This is a genomic window from Chthonomonas sp. (assembly GCA_016788425.1).
GTDB lineage: Bacteria > Armatimonadota > Fimbriimonadia > Fimbriimonadales > Fimbriimonadaceae > JAEURQ01.
Genome location: JAEURQ010000004.1, coordinates 355,796 through 372,435, shown reverse-complemented (window position 1 = coordinate 372,435; position 16,640 = coordinate 355,796). Strand labels below are relative to the sequence as shown.

Here is a 16,640-nt window from a genome sequence, read left to right as displayed (position 1 = left end):
TTATGAGCAATCGCATTTCGTTCCATGGCGCGGCCCGCACGGTGACCGGCTCCAAGCATCTGATCGAATCGAATGGGCGCAAAGTGCTGGTGGATTGCGGGCTTTTCCAGGGCTCGCGCGAACTCTCCGATCGCAACTGGGACCCGTGGCCGTTCAATCCGCATGAGATTGACGCGCTGGTGCTCACGCACGCGCACGGCGACCACCTCGCGATGATTCCGCGCCTGGTGCGCGACGGCTTCACCGGTCCGATCTACGCCACCGCCGCCACCATCGGCATCGCCAAGTTCTCGCTGCCCGACTCGGCGCGAATTCAGGAAGAAGACGCGCGCTACCACGCGAAGCACGGCACCTCGCGCCACGCCGACCCGCGCCCGCTCTACACCGAGGAAGATGCCAAAGCCGCCTTGCGTTTGTTCCGCCCGATTCCTTACGGTGAAACCACGAGCCTGCCCGGCAAGATGAGTTTTGAGTTCCGTGTGGCTGGCCACATCTTCGGTTCGGCGTTCGCTCACATCACCTTTAGCGATGGCACCACCTTGCTCATGGGCGGCGACCTCGGCCCCTACGATGCGCCCCTGATTCGCGACCCGGACACGATCGAAGAGACCGACTACCTGGTGCTCGAAAGTACTTACGGCGACCGCGTCCATCCCGAGGAAGATACCGAAGCGGTGCTTGAGGAAATCTTCCAAAACGCCTACTCGAACAGCCAAACCGTCATCATTCCGAGTTTCGCGATTGGCCGCACGCAGGAGCTTTTGTACTACATCTCGCGCTTGCAAGTGAAGGGCACGATGCCGCGCATTCCGATCTTTTTGGACAGCCCGATGGCGGTCACCGCGACGCAACTTTACGACCGCAGCGTCGAAGAATACGACGACGAGATGAAGGCGATGGTGGAGGCCGGCGATCATCCGCTCGAACCGGACTACCTGACCTTTGTGCGCGACGCAAACCAGAGCAAGGAGCTCAATTCGCGGCGCGGCCCCATGATCATCATCGCCGGTAGCGGCATGGCCAACGGCGGCCGTGTGGTGCACCACCTGAAGCACCGCCTCCCTCATCAGGACACGCTGGTGCTGTTCGTCGGTTACCAAGGCTCGGGCACGCTCGGGCGACAGATTCTCGACGGCGCCACCGAGGTGGAGATTCACCGCGTGCCGGTGGAGGTGCGCGCCGAAATCAAGCGCATTACTTCCCTTTCGGCGCACGCCGACCAGGACGACATCATGCGCTGGCTGGGTGGGTTCACCAAGCCGCCCAAGCACACGTTTATCGTTCACGGCGAGCCGCAAGCGCAGGATGTCTTGGCGGCGAAGCTGAGGGCCGAACTTGGCTGGGAAGTCTCGATTCCCGAACAAGGCGACTCGGCGACGCTCAACTAAGCAAAAAATCCCCCGCGCCAATTGGCCGGGGGATTTTCAAAAGGATTACCGAGTCTCGGGAGGTCCGTTGCCGGGATCACCGGCAGGGGCCCCGCCTTCGGCGTTGCGCCCGCCGCCTGCACCCATATCCAGGGTTCCGACGACTTGCTCCTTGTCGGCGGAGGCGGTTTTCGCCGCGTAGCCGATGGCAAAAGCAATCGCCACCACGATGACCGCGATGAGCGCACCGAGCTTCAGCTTGTCCTTTTGCTCGTTCACTGTTGCATTTCTCCCGAGTAGTGGAAGAGGTTAAGGCGCTTATCTGTGTAAGCCTGGTTCGGGTTTGCCGTTGCGCTGAAGCAACCACTGGTCGCCACGGTGCTCGAAGCGCGGCACCACATTTTATCCATGGTGCGCGAGCGGGGCATGGACTTGACGTGACCGTCGGCGAATCCCCACACGGTTTGCTCACCGTACTGACCGATCGACATGCGACCAGCAAGCGGCGCCGACGAACACCACGTGAACTGCAGTGTCTGCGGGAAGGCCGGCAGGCTCAGCACGTTTTCGGTGTAGTAGCGGTAGTACGAATAGCCATTTTCGTAGCTGGCCGTCGTCCACAGCGGATAGAGGTTGATCGTTCCGGCGGGAGCCGACATTTCCGACTCATTGGTCGAGTTGCCCACCAACACGTTGGTCGCGTTGAGGAACCCGTGAACACCAAAAGTTTCGGTCGTTTCGAAGAGGTCCGATCGGCCGCGCATCGTCCAGCTAAAGCTGGTCTTGTTGCCGGTCGGGTTACCGCAGTCGTCGCGCGAAAAGCCGTCTTTCGGGTCGGCAAACACGCCGAAGTTCTTGACGAACGGTTGCAGCGCATCTTCGGCACCATAAGCCCAGTTGCCGGTCAACGGCGCGGGCTTGGTGTAGCTGCGGATCATGTGGAAGTTACCGTCGTTTTGATCGAGGTACATCTGCGCACCGAGCTGCAACTGCTTCATGTTGCTGATCGCTTGCGTCTTCTTTGCCGCTTCCTTTGCTTGGGTGAAAACCGGGAACAGGATCGCCGCCAAAATCGCGATGATCGCAATAACCACGAGAAGCTCAATCAAAGTGAAACCACGGCTCAGCCTGGATTTCTGAATATTGCTCATTGGAGTATTAGGCATCGTTGCCCAACTTGTAGTCTACACCAAGTAGGCGAAAAGTTCGCTAGAAGCGGGGGCTGGGCCGCCACGGACCTTCGTTTGTTAGTCGCCAGTTGCGGGGATACACCAGATAGACCGTGCGTCCGGACGATTCCCACGCCCGGCGGAACGCCTCGCGGGCGTAGGTCATGCGCACGATGTTACGGCCCGGATCGTTGAAAATCGGATCGCCCGTGGCCGTGAATCCGACCAGCACCACCAAATGGCCGTCGCTGGCGCCCTTCTTGTCCTTGCCCTTGAGCAGGTCGTAGCTCACGCTGGTGGCCACCGGCACGCCGCGCATGATCCAGGTTTCCAGGTCGCGCAAGTTGCGGAGTCGGCTGACGTAGCCCACCATGCCCGGCTGGGAACCGGCCAAGCTCATGTTGAACGACCAGTTTCCCGCACCGTCATACTTTTTGTCCCAGAGTTGCGGCAGCAGGTCGGGGGTCCGTTGATCCAGGCAGGGCTGCTGCAGCTGGCCCGCCCAGTAGCCGAGCAACATCGAAGTCGAGGTCGGACTGCACAGCACACCGCCATTGGGATAGACGCTTTGCGCGTGCTTCGGCGGCTCGAGCGTGGTTCCCCACGCGGCGGAGGGGTCGGCGCTGTCGAGGTCGGCGGAGAGCTTCGGCGCGAAGCTCAAGTAGAACTCGTCGAGTTGCGTTTCGCCCGCGATGCGCACTCTCACCTGAGCGGCGGCGCCATTGAGACTCAGCGTATCGGTAAACACCTTGCCAGCTTGCTGCTCTTGCCGAGCAAAACTGGTGTTGGCCGAACCCGCGGAAGCCCAGCGCGCCATGTCGAAACGAAACCACTGCTGCTCTTGTTGAACTTCCAGCGCGATGGTCACCGGTCTCGCCCACGGTGTGAATAATCGCCAGCTGGGCACGATTTCTTGGGTGCCAGCGGGCACGGGCATGGGGCGAGAAACCCAGTCTTGCCCCTCGCGGGTGAAATCTTGAGCCGTCAATACCGCGAATTCCTGCGCGGCGGCGAGGTTCGCCAAGCCGAGCAGGAATCCGAGGGTCGTCGCCTTCATGCGCTAGTCGATGAGGCGGGTGGGATTTTCCAGGTAGTCGCGAAGCACGTTCATGAACTTTGCGCCAACCGCGCCATCCAGCACGCGGTGATCGAACGAGCCGGTGATGTTCATGCGTTGCCGCACTTCGATCTCGTCGTCTTCGTTCACCACGCACACCTTCTTGGCCGAGCTAATCGCGATGATCGCGCAGTTCGGCTCGTTGATGATCGCGCCAAAATTGTCCACGTTGAGCATGCCCATGTTGCTAATGCTAAACGTCGAGCCGCTCATTTCGTCGGGGTGCAGTTTGCCATCGCGAGCCTTCACCACGAGTTCCTTGGCGCGCACGCTGAGTTGGCGAATCGTCATGCCTTGCGCATCCTTAATCACCGGCACGAGCAGGCCATCATCCACCGCGGCAGCCACACCAATGTGGACTGCGCCGTAGCGCAGCACATGGTCGCCTTGGTAGGTCGCATTCACCTCGGGCATTTCTTGCAGCGCCTTGACGCTGGCCTTCACCACAAAATCGTTGATGCTGACCTTGCCGCTTTCTTCCTCGGCGAACATGTCGCGCAGGGCAGAAATCTTTTCGAGGTCCACTTCGACCGTCACGTAGAAGTGCGGCACGGTTGACTTGCTGTGCGCCGTGCGCTCGGCGATAATTTGGCGCAGGCGGTTGAGCGGCACCTTTTGGTCGCTCGCGGCGGCGGCGACCGTAGCCACGCTGGCCGCCGGTTTCGCCGGGCTCGTCTTGGCACCGTCGAGGTCCTTGGCCGTAATGCGGCCATTCGGGCCCGAGCCAGCCACGCCAGCGAGATCAATGTTCTTGTCGGCGGCAATCTTGCGAGCGAGCGGTGATGCTTTCACGCGGCTACCCGATTCGGTTTGCGTGGCCACCGGTGCGGCGGCTGCTTCGGCGACTGGCGCTGCTTCCGAAGATTCGGCGGCTGGTGCCGGAGCGGCGGCCTCGCCCGATCCCCAGGTCGTCGGTTTGCTTTCGCCGTCCTTGAGAAGCAGCGCAATCGGCACGCCCACCGGAACCGTGTCGCCTCCCTTAATCAAAAATCCGGTAATGAAACCCGAGCCCGGCGCTTCGAGTTCGAGCGTCGCCTTGTCGGTTTGAATGTTGCCAATGACCTGACCGCTCTTCACCTTGTCGCCGTCTTTGACGAGCCAGTCCACGAGGGTGCCTTCTTCCATCCCGTCGCCCATCTTGGGCATGATCACTTCTGTCATGGGTTCAAAATCTCCGTGTCCGCTGTGCGACCCCGTTGTCTCAACCTCGGCAATACAATGGTGATGGTACCCGCTTAGAGGTTCCCGTCAAAGTGCTCGGGCCGAATCAATTCGTGGGCCAGAAAGTCGGCGGGCGGCGGACTGTAGATGGCCATGGCCTCGCCCGAAACGGGGTGCGTAAAGCTGAGCGAGGCGGCGTGCAGTTGCATCGGCCCTTCGCTCCAGTCGCCCTTGGCGTACTGTTCATCGCCGCGAACCGGGTGGCCCACCGCCTGCAAATGAACCCGAATCTGGTGCGTACGACCGGTTTCGAGTTGGCAAATCAGCAGCGATCCGCCGTGACTTTCCGAAACGCGCGAAAACTTCGTGGCGGCGAAGCGTCCGCTCGGGTGGCAACACATCCGCAGTCGCGAGCGCGGGTCGCGGGCGATCGGGGCTTCCACCCGGAAGCGTTGCTGCTCGGTGGTGCCGTACGCCAACGCGCAATACTTGCGGCCCGCCGCGCGCGTGGAAATCTGCTCGGCCAATTTGGCGTGGGCAAAATCGGTTTTCGCCACGACCAGCAGGCCGGTTGTGTCTTTGTCGAGCCGGTGGACGATGCCTGGGCGATAGTGCGCCGAGCCCGTGCTCAGTTGCGAGTGCGCCAAAAGCCCGTGCACCAGCGTAGCCCCGGTGTACGAACTCGCCGGGTGGGTCGGCAGGCCACGCGGCTTTTCCACGACCAAAAGATGCTCGTCTTCAAACCGGATCACGAGGTCCATGGGGACGGGTTCGAGGTTAAACGGCTCGGGATCGGGCAGGTCGGCGATGCTGATGCTCATGCCCGGACGCACTTGGTAGCGTGGCGGTCGCGGCTCGCCGTTGACCAAGACATGGCCATCTTCGCAAAGAGCCGCCAGCTTGGTGCGCGAAAAATCAGGAAGCGCCCGACTCAGCACCTTGTCGAGACGATCGGCTTCGTCGGCTTCAATCAGGAGAATCTCGCCGTCGTCGCGCATACCCCTATTGTGGCCGGAATCGCGTCACAATAGGATCGTTTTGGCGGACCTCAAGCAAGTGACGGCGTGGACGGATGGTGCCTGCAGCGGCAACCCTGGCCCCGGCGGCTACGGCGTGATCCTAGAATACGGCGATAAGCGCCGCGAACTCAGCGAGGGATACCGCCGCACGACGAACAATCGCATGGAGATGCGCGGCGTGATTGCCGCGCTGGCGGCGCTGCGCTACCCGTGCGAAGTCACCATCGTGACCGACAGCAAGTACGTGGTGGATTCGGTGACAAAGCGCTGGGTGCACGGCTGGCGCTCCCGGGGCTGGAAGAAAAGCGACGGCAACCCCGCGCTGAACGCCGATCTCTGGCAAGAAATGCTGGACCTGCTGGAGACCCATAAGGTGAAGTTTCAATGGGTGCGCGGCCATGCCGGGCACGCCGAAAACGAGCGATGCGACGAGCTTGCGGTGGCCGCCGCCAAGAGCTCGGCCTTGCTCGAAGATTCGGGCTTTAAGGGTTGACTTAGCACCAGGCATCGCCCGAAGTCGGGTGTATGACTTGGCTTGAGAGCTTTCCGTTTTCTGTTTCCGCCTTCGAGCGATTTGGGTTTGTGCCTGATCGCCTGAATCGCTTCTACTCGCGCCTTCCATGGTTCGGCAATGGCGGGGTGGACGTTGTGTTTCTGGGCGATTCGCTGTTCCGGGGCCAAGGCGCAACTCTGCCCGACGCGGCGGGCATGGCCAACCAGATGACGCGGCTGCTTCAACGCGTGTGGAACCCGACCGATGTTCCCGGCGGAGCCGGATTTCTGCCCGCGCAGTGGACGTGGTCCTCGCCACCCACGCAGCCGACCACCATTACCAACGGCGATCTGACGGGCACTTCCAGCCGGGTGATGAGCGGGTCCGGGCACTGCGTGGCTCGCCTAAACGCGGGCGGAAGCGCCGGCACCATCGCCTTGGCTGGCACCGATTGCACGCACGTCGAGGTCTCGCACCTCATCAAAACCGGATCGGCCAACACCGCCGGCTGGGCGTTTTCGGGCGGACTCAGCGGCACCGGTTCGCTGACCATTGGCGGTGCGGGCACCGCCGAATATGGCGCGCGAACGCTGGTGGCGAGCGGGGATTCCGCCGCCGCCACGTGGACTCTCACGGTGAGCGAGCCGCCCACCGACGACCTGCGGCTGAGCGGTTTTGTGCGCTACAACGGCGACTACGGCACCGGAATTCGAGGCCACAACTTGGCATGCAGTGGAATCCAGCTGTACGATCCGAGCAACAGCAACGGGCTGCTCCGCGCGGACGAGCCCACCGGCGGGGTGAACACGAGCGCGATTCAGCAGGCGAACATCGACCAGTGGTCCAGCGCGACGCCCGGCGTAGGCGGCGCGGTGGGGGCGCGGCGCGCGGGATTGTTCGTCATCAACCTGCTGACCAACGATCAAGGCAGCTACGGCAACACCGCCGAAACCGCGACCTCGGGCGCGGCGACCTACCAAGCCAAGCTCCAAACCCTGGTGAGCGCCATTCTTGCGCGGCCCAGCGCGCCCGCGATTCTGCTCGTGGCGCCGCCCGCGCCGAGCGGTCGCGAGACGTACTACCGGGTGTTCAAAGCGGCGATGCGAGCCGTGGCCATGGCCACCAATCACGTGACAATGCTCGATTTGGACGCCGCCATGGGCGAGATCGCGTATAGTTCCCTGCCCGCGAGTTGGCGACAGGCGGACGGCATCCACTACACCAGCGAGGCGTACGGCGCGATGGCCGGGCTCATCGCGAGCGCCGTGATTACGGGCCGAAGCTGAGTTCGGGAAACTCCGACGGCACGCGCAGCGACTGGAAGCACGCGATCGCGTACCGGTCGGTCATGCCGGCGACATAGTCAATCGCGCCCTCAACGCCTTCGTAGCCCGCGGGCGCGTTGCCCGGCTTGACGTAGTGCCGAAAAAGCTCGCGGACCAATGCCTGCGCCTTCAGCGTGTCGGGGTAGACGATCGGGTAGCGCAGATAGACGTTCTGGAACAGCCAATCTTTGAGCTCGTTGAGCAGGCCGAGCATGTCCGGCGACAATCGAATCTGCGGCACGTCGAGGCTGTGCTGAATCACGTCTTGCACCATCGACGTAACGCGCTTGCCGTGGCTCGCCCCCAGCGACTGAAACTGCGCCGGGACCGCCGAAATCATTCCCGAGCGCATCGCGTCGTCGAGGTCGGCGTTCAGATAAGCGATACGGTCGCTGATGCGAACGACGCTCGCTTCGAGGCTGCTGGTCGGCGACCCGTCGGCCTCGGTCAAGTCGCGATCGCCTTTGCTGTGGCCAGCAATTCCGGCCAAGACTTCGTGCGTCAGGTTCAAAGGTTCGCGGATCACGAGCAGGCGATAGCTCTGTTCGTGATGCCGGAATTGGCGGGCGGGATCAACTTCGCGCACCGCCTCGTCGAGCGCGGCCTCGCCCGCGTGGCCGAATGGCGTGTGGCCGACATCGTGGCCGAGGGCGATGGCCTCGATCAGGTCTTCGTTGAGCCTCAGTGCGCGGCCGATCGTGCGCGCCACCTGCGCGACTTCCAAGCTATGCGTCAAGCGTGTGCGGTAGTGGTCGCCGAGCGGCGCAATGAACACCTGGGTTTTGTGTTTGAGGCGGCGAAACGCCTTGCTGTGGAGGATCCGGTCGCGATCGCGTTGATAGCAGGTTCGCACCGGGTCAGCGGGCTCGGCCTCGCCCCGCCCCTGGGAGCGCTCGCTGAGCGCGGCGAACGGCGAGAGCGTCTCGCGCTCTCGTTGCTCCACCATCTCGCGAATTCCCGTCAGCACCACATCACTATGGACGAACCGGCGAAAGAAAAGGAGCCGCCCGAGGGCGGCTCCAATATGTTCTACGGGTTCGGTTTAGCTACCGACGCCGTCGAAGTTCGCTGCGAGCAGCGAGTAGTCAGCAATGTCGATGAGGCCATCGCAATTGCAGTCGGCATTGTAGTTCCAGTTTGCCGACGACATGCCCGAGCCATCGTCAAGAACCCCGTCAAAGGCAGCCGCGAGGATCGAGAAGTCAGCGACGTCGACGAGGTTGTTTTCATCGCAATCGCCGGCGCGCAGAGTAACCGTGCCCACTGCGGCGCCACCGGCGTTCACAGCGACACTGGCAACACCCGTGCTCAGCCACTTGTACGACTTGAACGACACATTGTAGGTGCCGTCGGCTAGCGTGGACGAGAAGTCAAATGCACCGCTCGAATTGCAGGTCGTCGTGCCTTCTTCCAGAACGTTGCCGCTGCCGTCCATGATCGTGACGATCACGTCTTGCACTTGCGATTCACCAGCCGGGTTGCCAACGAATCCTTCGAGAGCAATGGTGCCCGAAATCGGCTTCGGAGTCTTGGTTTCAACCGAGTAGTCGTCGAAGAACGGCGAGTGGTCGGTTGCGGTTGCATCTGCTGCGAAACCTGCACCCGAATCCTTGTAGCGAAGGGGTTGAACGGACATGAAGCCATGGTCCATCTTCGGGTAAACGCCAATCGGGTTGCTGGCCGTGTTCCATTGGTAGGAAATACCAATGTCGCGACCGTTTACCTTCGCCGAGTAGAAGCCCGTGCGATAGTCGCAAACGAACTCAATCTTGTTCCACTGACCCATCGGAGCAAATGTTTGTCGGTAGGTCGGCGAGAAGTGCTGATAACCGGTGCCGGTGGTAGGAATACCAAGCCAGCAGCGACCGCGAGTGGCGTCATCGCCATCTACGTCTTGCCACGAAAATTGGGCCATGGCACCAATAAACGAGTTGGGAGTCGTCGTAAACGGATCCGAGTCGAAGCTGTAGCAGCGCATCGACGTCTGGAGCAATTGGTTGGTCGAGAGCGAGCCCACGTTTTGGTTGATCTTGATCCATGCGGTTTGCACGACCACTTCGCCGCCCGAAGCGAAGTTCAGAACCTTCCAAATGTCGCCACCGGTGCCGGTGGTGGTGAGCGAGTAGTCGCGAGTCGCCGAAACGCTACCGGAGTGGGCCATCGAAGTCGTGGCCTTCACGTTCGCGTTAGCTTGCCAAGCATTGTAGCTAGCTAGCGGTGTGCCGTCCGCCAAGGTTTCAAAACCTTCGCCGTAGATCACCGTCGCCTGGACTGCCGCACCCACGGCAAGGAGAGCAAAGAGCGTTAAATTTCTCATAAAAGTCATCCTCGGAGCAAGCTCCGGAATAACGAGTATAAGAAAATTTTCCCAAAAACCCGTAAATCTTGGGTGCGTTTAGGGCCGGATGGTCAAAATCAAGTAAAAATGCGGGCTGCCGAAAGGGCAACCCGCATTGATTTCAGCGAGTGACGGAGTTAGTTACCCGTACCGTCGAAGTTGGACGCCAGCGGCGTGTAGTCGCCGATGTCCACGATGCCGTCCTTGTTCAGGTCGGCGCCCAGCAGCCAGTTCGGCGAGGATTGGTTACCCGCGGTTACCGGATCCGTGTCGAGCACGGCGTCGAACGCGGCGGCCAGAGCCGAGTAGTCAGCAATGTCCACCAGGTTGTCGTTGTTCACGTCGCCGTTGCGGAGACTGAAGTCCGAGGTGGCGTCACCAAGGGTGGTGTCGACGAGCACGCTTTCCGAGAGCCACGTCACACCCTTAATTCGGACGCGGTACGTACCGGCAGCGAGGGTGTCGGGGATCACGGCTTCGTAGGCGCCGCCCGTTCCGCACTCAACCCAACCACGGTGGACCTGGAGGTCACTGTTGTTCGGATCGGTGATTTCAACCCACACGTCTTGCGTTTCCGGGCCAATCGAGAGGTCGCCGAAGGTAACGAAGCCAGTCAGTTTCGTGCCTCGCGGGAAGATGCGAAGGCCAATGCCCGAGTAGTTGGCCGGAGCGCCAAAGTTGCGCTTTTCCGTACCGAAGTAAATCCCGTCCAGAGCGGCGCTCGAACCATCGCGGAAATACGACTGAGCCGAGTGCGGGCTCGGAGCACCCGTGCCGTAGAAGAAGCTCGGAGTGATCTGGGTTGTATACGCCGTGAATGTGTTGTCCGTGAAGTACTCAATGCTAAAGCCCTTAGTCGCGGCCGGCGAAATGTTAATCGGTGTGCCCGTACCAAGAGTCACGGTCCAGAACAGAGCCGTGTTGGCATTGTGAGCCAGAGCTCCAGTCGTGATCGTGCTGGTTACGGAACCACCGAACACGTCCACGCCGGTCGTGATCGTGTCGTCGTACGTGCCGTAGAATCTTAACCGCTGGTTGGCCGACGCTGCGCTGACCGTGTCGGTGTTGCGAGAAATAAAGCTGTACTTGTCGATGTTGACCGAAGCGAGGCCCGGAGCCAGCACCATTGTCATGTCATCCGCAAAGCTCGAACGCGGCGTGGAACCAGACGAGGTCCACAGACCACCCGTAGAAAAGTCGTAGTTGTCATAAACTGGCTGTGCGGATGCTACTGCAACGGCGGCCAGAGCAAGTGTGCTCAGAGAAAGCTTCGTCATATCGATAACCTCGGCAGTTGAGACAAACTCCCAACTGTCCCTTTTCTATATCCCAAATTTTTAGGATTCGTTTACACAAAGTGGAGGGAAGTTCAAATTCCAGCATTTGTACAAGTCGCTTTCCTCGCACCGCCGCCAACGCATTTTTCAAAAATGCGTGTATTGTAGAAATCAGGAGAACGCAGATGCGTACACGACTCCCCATTGAACGAGCGGGCTCGCCCTGGACCAACTGTCCGGGCGGGCCCGCTTGAGTTTACGAAGAGGTAAACACGACATGAAAAAATACACTCCGGACAAGATACGAAACGTGGCCATTGTTGGCCACGGCGGCGCAGGCAAGACCATGCTGATCGAGCACTTGCTCTACACCGCCGGAATGACCGACCGCCTGGGCACCGTCGAGGGCGGCAACACCCAGTCCGACTTCGACCCGCTGGAGGTCCGCCGGAAAATCTCCGTCAGCGCCACAATCGTGCCGCTGGAATGGCACGAGCACAAGATCAATCTGATTGACGTGCCCGGCTACCCCGACTTCATCGGCGAACTCCACGCCGTGGCGCGTGTCGTCGAATCCATGATCCTCGTGTGCGAAGCCAAGCGCGACCTCGACGTCGGCTTTGAGCTCGCCTGGGAAGTGGCCGAGCAACACGGTCTCGCGCGCTGCATTTTTGTCAACAAACTCGAGCGCGACAACAGCGACTACGAAGGCCTGCTGGAAACTCTGCACAACCGCTACGGTCGCAAAGTCGTCAGCGTGCAAATTCCCATCGGGCACCAGGCCGCCTTCGCCGGGGTCCTCGACCTGCTGAGCATGAAGGTGTATAAGGGCAAAGATCGCGGCGTCGAGATTGAAGAAATCCCCGCCGGATACTCCGATGCCGCCGCCGAGCGCCGCGAAAAAATGATGGACGCCGCCGCCGAGGGCGATGACGATCTGGCAATGAAGTACCTCGAAGGCGAGGAACTGTCCGAAGCCGAGGTCGAGCACGGCCTATTGGTCGGGACCGAAACCGGACGCGTGGTGCCCATGCTTTTGGGCAGCGCGGCGAGCGGAATCGGTGTCGCTACGTTGCTCGATCGCATCATCGGCGAGTTGCCGAGCCCGGTCGAAGTGCCGCGCATGCACAAGGAGGTCGAGCTTGATCCCGATCCCAGCGGCCCGCTGTCGGCGTTCTGCTTCAAGACCACCGCCGACCCCTACGTGGGGCGCATCAACTATCTGCGCATCTTCAGCGGCACCCTCAAGCAGGATCAAATGGGTTACAACGCGCGGTCCGAAAAGGAAGAAAAGCTGCACAACCTCTTCTTCCCGCACGGCAAAACCCAAGAGAACGTGCAGGAGATTACGGCGGGCGATATCTGCGCCGTGGCCAAATTGCAGCACACGCTCACGGGCGACACGCTAAGCACCGCCAAGGACAAAATCGCGATGGAACCGGTTCACTTCCCCGAGCCGATCTACCGCGTGGCGATCCGCCCGGTCAGCAAAACCGACGAAGACAAGCTCGGGCCCGCGATTAGTCGCCTGCTCGAAGAAGACCCGACCCTGCGCTACGAGCGTGATGCCGCGCTTCACCAAGAGGTGCTCATGGGCATGGGCGACATCCATCTGGAAGTCGCGATCGAGAAGCTCAAGACGCGCTTCGGCGTGAGCGTCACAACCCACGACGCCAAGGTTCCGTACCTCGAAACCATTCGTGGTAAAGCGAAAGCTCAAGGGCGGCACAAACGCCAAACGGGCGGCAAGGGTCAATTCGGCGACTGCTGGCTGGAACTCGAACCGCTCGCCCGTGGCCAAGGATTCACCTTCGAAAACAAGGTGGTCGGCGGATCCATCCCCAAGAACTTCATCCCCGCGGTGGAGAAGGGCGTGCACGAGACGATGGTCAAGGGATTCCTGGCCGGCTATCCCGTCGTGGATATCAAGGCGACCGTGTACGACGGTAGCTACCACGACGTGGATTCGAGCGAAATGGCGTTCAAAATCGCCGCCGCGATGGCCTTTAAGAGTGCGGCCGCCAATGCCCAGCCGGTCATCATGGAGCCAATTCTCGATGTGAAAATCGAAGTCGGCGAAGATGCGGTGGGCGACGTCATCGGCGATCTCAACACGCGGCGCGGTCACATGCTCGGCATGGAGACCAACGAAAGTGGACGCACCGTGGTGCATGCGCACGTGCCCATGGCGACGATGATGCGCTATGCGCTCGACCTGCGCTCCATCACCAAGGGTCGTGGACGCTTCTCGCAAGCGGTGACGCACTACGAAGAGCTGCCCGCCAACGAGGCCCAGGCGCTCATTCAGGCGTACGAGAAGGAGCACCATCACCACGAGGAGGACCACCACTAGGTCCGGCACAAAAAAAACTCCCCTTCGCCAAGAAGCGAAGGGGAGTTTTTTGGCGTTAGCGCTTCGCGCGGCGGCGCAACAGCAGAGCCGCGGCGCCCAGAGCGAGCAACGAGTTTGGTTCAGGAGCGACGATGTTGGTCGCCGACCATGCACCCGCGGACGGGACCGAGAAGGCGGACGTCACCACATTCGTCACGTTGCTAATGCCAGTCGAGCCAGAAAGGACGTAGCCCTGGATCCTGGTGGCGGCGGCCACCCCGCCATCGGCACCGACCATCCACACCGTGCCGCCGTGACCGCCGAGGACGGCCACCTGCGCCGTGGTGCTGAACGCAGTAGCAGTTCCGAGGGTCACGATAGAAGTGATCCCCGTGCCCGAAAAATTGGCACGCAATAACCGGTAGCTTGTGGTCGCGCGATAACCGAAGACCACAGATGTTGAATTGGATTGGCTTACGACGGCAGCCGAGCCAATGTCGGGTCCCCCGGGGTCAAGGCTCGCGGCCGAGATCAAGGTAGTGTTGCTCAGCAGGGTGCCCGCCACGTTGTAAACCAAGCAAGCCAAATCCCCGCCGCCATTGATCCCGATAACAACTGCCTCACCCGTCGGTAAAGCCGCTAGAGAGAGGGGCGCAAATGCAGTGGTGATTAGCGTGCTCGATCGCGTGCTTACCGTAAATTGGCGGATGTTGCTGCCGAAGACGCCATAAAACTTATCGCCAGTTGTGTGCGAATAATGGCCGGAAGTCGTGGTGGCGAAGTTGTTGAGTGCTCCGCCCGTAACAGAGTCGTAGATCGTCGTGTTGCCCAGATCACCAATTAGGAACGGCGAATCGACGTGCCCACCCACATGTCTGGTGTTCACAATCAGGTTCAGACCGCCCAAATGCACCTGGTTCACCGGATCGTAGCGATTCACTCGCCCAAGCCCGTCCGGCAGATACATTAAGTCGAACGAGGCAAACCCCGCCGAGGCAGTCGCCACAACCAAACCAACCAAAGCAATCTTCATGGTGCGAAAACTATAACCGAATCCGCACCAACTTGCACGAAATTTTGGAATTAGCGCAGAAAGAGAACGCCCATGCCCGGCTGCTCTTCAAAAAATCGCACCATCTGCTTGCCAGATTTGTCCACCTTCATCACCTGGTTCTTCTGCTCCTTCGTGGGGATCGCCTTGCCTTCGCGCTGTGTCGTCCGCGTGATCACCTCGTCGCCCTTAAGGCTCCAGGTGCCGCTGCTGACCTGCTTGGTTTTGTCCGGAAAGTTGACAATCGCGGTGAAGGTCTTGTTCTTGTTCAAAGTCAGCGACACGGTGACCTTCGAGCCGTCTTCCAGCACCTTCTTAACGGCCGCCTTTTGCTCCTTCGTCTTCGCCGACGTCTCCAGGCGCTTGTCGAAAATCATGCGGCCCTTCCATGCGCCGGTCACGTTCAATTCGGCGCTAGCCACGGCAACCGCGGCGAGGGCGAGGACAGCAAATGCAAACTTCTTCATGCCCTCAATGATACCGGGCGGGATTCGTTATACTGGAACCCATGGCCGCACCGTTGCGCACCCCTTTGTTTGAGTCTCACGTCAAAGCTGGCGGAAAAATTGTCGAGTTCGCCGGATACGAAATGCCCGTGCAGTACTCGAGCATCATCGCCGAGACGCAAGCCGTCCGCCAAGGCGCCGGCATGTTCGACGTCAGCCACATGGCCAGGTTCTCGTTCGTCGGCGAGCGAGTCAGCGAGTTTATCGAGTGGATTACGACCAACGGCGTGAGCAAACTCGCCGATGGTCAGGGCCAATATTCGCTGCTCCCCAACGACCAGGGCGGGTGCGTGGACGACATCATCGTCTACCGCGTCAACCCCACCGAGATTCGCCTGGTGGTGAACGCCGCGAACCACCAGAAGGATTGGGCGTGGATTGTCAGCCAAAACAAATTTGGCGTCGAGATGACCGACCACACCGGCGATACCGCGATGATCGCCGTGCAGGGCCCCAAGGCCGCCGACCTCATCGCGATTCTCTGCGACACGCCTAGCGTTGTCCACGGGTGCGAGTTTTTCAGTTTCATCCAGGTCACGGTCGCCGGAGTTCCCTGCTTCGCCGCGCGCAGCGGCTACACCGGCGAGGATGGCTTCGAGCTCATCTGCCCTGCCGCCCAAGCCGCCACGCTGTGGACGGCGCTGGAAGAAGCCGGCGTGATTCCTTGCGGGCTCGGCTCGCGCGATATTCTGCGCGTCGAGGCCGGGTTGCCGCTTTACGGTCACGAGCTCAACGACACGCTCAGCCCCATCGCCGCCGGACTCGGCTGGGTGATTAGCAAGACCAAAAGCTTTATCGGCAGCGAACCGATCAACGCGGCCCGCGCCGCCGGAACACCTACCAAGTTGCAAGGCGTTAAGCTCGGCAGCAAGCGGTTCCCCGCCATCGGCGCGGAGGTTCGCGTGGACGGCGTCAAGGTCGGCGAGGTCAGTAGCGGCGTCTATTCGCCAACGCTCGGGTGCGGTCTGGCGTTTGCATTTATTCAAGCCGGGGTGGAACTCAATACGCCCTGCGAAGTCGAACTGCGAGGAGGGTTCGAACCGGCCACAATCGTCAGCAAAAGATTCTTAGCGAAGCCCAAAACCTAAAGGAACTTGCGAAGGAGTCCGACATCTCATACAGGAGATTCAATTAGGATGATCGAAACGGATGTCGCCCCCATTCTCGGCCTCGGAAACGACTGGCCCGACACACTGTATATCGTGCAAGACCCGCGTAGCGGCAAGTACGGTTGTTACCGTTACCAGGACATACACGGCCTGGCCGCGTTTTCGAGCGAGGCTCTGAGCGCCCAGTTTGCTCGCGATTTCGATCTCCCCGGCATGACTACCCACGAAGTTTCGTTTGACGAAGCTCGCGAGGTCGCCAAGTCGCGCCCCATGCCCGTGGTCGCGCTGATGCTTTGCGACGTGCCGCACGAGCCCCTCATCCACTTCATCCGCTAACCGCGGTTAGAAAATCCAAAGGAATCTGCCGACAATTCTC

The 16,640-nt window shown here is 60.8% G+C and carries 16 protein-coding genes; 6 read left to right on the top strand and 10 right to left on the bottom strand.

Going from position 1 to position 16,640, the window contains the following annotated elements:
• Positions 1-2: 2 nt before the first annotated feature.
• Positions 3-1,388, top strand: coding sequence for an MBL fold metallo-hydrolase (locus tag JNJ45_11635; GenBank protein MBL8049320.1), 1,386 nt, complete (start codon positions 3-5; stop codon positions 1,386-1,388).
• Positions 1,389-1,433: 45 nt separating this feature from the next.
• Here JNJ45_11635 and JNJ45_11630 read toward each other — a convergent pair whose 3' ends face one another.
• The 5 genes from JNJ45_11630 to JNJ45_11610 all read right to left on the bottom strand — a co-directional run bounded on the left by JNJ45_11630 (position 1,434) and on the right by JNJ45_11610 (position 5,812).
• Positions 1,434-1,646: a hypothetical protein gene (locus tag JNJ45_11630; protein ID MBL8049319.1), complete on the bottom strand. Its 213-nt coding sequence runs from the start codon at positions 1,644-1,646 to the stop codon at positions 1,434-1,436.
• Positions 1,643-2,518: a prepilin-type N-terminal cleavage/methylation domain-containing protein gene (locus tag JNJ45_11625; protein ID MBL8049318.1), complete on the bottom strand. Its 876-nt coding sequence runs from the start codon at positions 2,516-2,518 to the stop codon at positions 1,643-1,645. The genes JNJ45_11630 and JNJ45_11625 overlap by 4 nt, the downstream gene beginning before the upstream one ends.
• 58 nt (positions 2,519-2,576) lie before the next feature.
• Positions 2,577-3,593, bottom strand: coding sequence for a C39 family peptidase (locus tag JNJ45_11620; GenBank protein MBL8049317.1), 1,017 nt, complete (start codon positions 3,591-3,593; stop codon positions 2,577-2,579).
• 3 nt (positions 3,594-3,596) lie between these two features.
• Positions 3,597-4,814: a 2-oxo acid dehydrogenase subunit E2 gene (locus JNJ45_11615; protein ID MBL8049316.1), complete on the bottom strand. Its 1,218-nt coding sequence runs from the start codon at positions 4,812-4,814 to the stop codon at positions 3,597-3,599.
• Positions 4,815-4,888: 74 nt separating this feature from the next.
• Positions 4,889-5,812, bottom strand: a complete 924-nt coding sequence (locus JNJ45_11610; GenBank protein ID MBL8049315.1) for an RluA family pseudouridine synthase — start codon at positions 5,810-5,812, stop codon at positions 4,889-4,891.
• Positions 5,813-5,870: 58 nt separating this feature from the next.
• On the opposite strand from JNJ45_11610, the gene rnhA reads away from it, so the two are divergent.
• Both rnhA and JNJ45_11600 read left to right on the top strand, forming a co-directional pair.
• Positions 5,871-6,326, top strand: coding sequence for a ribonuclease HI (gene rnhA / locus JNJ45_11605; protein MBL8049314.1), 456 nt, complete (start codon positions 5,871-5,873; stop codon positions 6,324-6,326).
• A 32-nt stretch (positions 6,327-6,358) separates the two neighbouring features.
• Positions 6,359-7,612, top strand: coding sequence for a hypothetical protein (locus JNJ45_11600; GenBank protein ID MBL8049313.1), 1,254 nt, complete (start codon positions 6,359-6,361; stop codon positions 7,610-7,612).
• On the opposite strand, the gene JNJ45_11595 is transcribed toward JNJ45_11600, so the two are convergent.
• The 3 genes from JNJ45_11595 to JNJ45_11585 all read right to left on the bottom strand — a co-directional run bounded on the left by JNJ45_11595 (position 7,596) and on the right by JNJ45_11585 (position 11,266).
• Positions 7,596-8,597, bottom strand: a complete 1,002-nt coding sequence (locus JNJ45_11595) for a deoxyguanosinetriphosphate triphosphohydrolase (protein MBL8049312.1) — start codon at positions 8,595-8,597, stop codon at positions 7,596-7,598. The genes JNJ45_11600 and JNJ45_11595 overlap by 17 nt on opposite strands.
• A gap of 96 nt (positions 8,598-8,693) precedes the next feature.
• Positions 8,694-9,968, bottom strand: a complete 1,275-nt coding sequence (locus tag JNJ45_11590; GenBank protein ID MBL8049311.1) for a hypothetical protein — start codon at positions 9,966-9,968, stop codon at positions 8,694-8,696.
• A gap of 158 nt (positions 9,969-10,126) precedes the next feature.
• Positions 10,127-11,266: a hypothetical protein gene (locus tag JNJ45_11585; GenBank protein MBL8049310.1), complete on the bottom strand. Its 1,140-nt coding sequence runs from the start codon at positions 11,264-11,266 to the stop codon at positions 10,127-10,129.
• A gap of 310 nt (positions 11,267-11,576) precedes the next feature.
• Between JNJ45_11585 and JNJ45_11580 the strand changes: the two genes are divergently transcribed.
• The gene (locus JNJ45_11580) at positions 11,577-13,619 is read left to right on the top strand and encodes an elongation factor G (protein MBL8049309.1); all 2,043 of its coding nucleotides are present in this window, start codon (positions 11,577-11,579) and stop codon (positions 13,617-13,619) included.
• A 55-nt stretch (positions 13,620-13,674) separates the two neighbouring features.
• Here JNJ45_11580 and JNJ45_11575 read toward each other — a convergent pair whose 3' ends face one another.
• Positions 13,675-14,631: a hypothetical protein gene (locus JNJ45_11575; GenBank protein MBL8049308.1), complete on the bottom strand. Its 957-nt coding sequence runs from the start codon at positions 14,629-14,631 to the stop codon at positions 13,675-13,677.
• 50 nt (positions 14,632-14,681) lie between these two features.
• Entirely contained in the window at positions 14,682-15,116 is a 435-nt protein-coding gene (locus JNJ45_11570) for a copper resistance protein NlpE N-terminal domain-containing protein (protein MBL8049307.1), read from the bottom strand.
• A gap of 41 nt (positions 15,117-15,157) precedes the next feature.
• Here JNJ45_11570 and gcvT point away from each other — a divergent pair, with 41 nt between their 5' ends.
• Complete coding sequence (gene gcvT / locus JNJ45_11565) at positions 15,158-16,243, top strand: glycine cleavage system aminomethyltransferase GcvT (protein ID MBL8049306.1); 1,086 nt, start codon at positions 15,158-15,160, stop codon at positions 16,241-16,243.
• Positions 16,244-16,291: 48 nt separating this feature from the next.
• A complete protein-coding gene (locus tag JNJ45_11560; GenBank protein ID MBL8049305.1) occupies positions 16,292-16,600 on the top strand; it encodes a hypothetical protein in 309 nt (102 codons plus the stop codon).
• Positions 16,601-16,640: the final 40 nt, after the last annotated feature.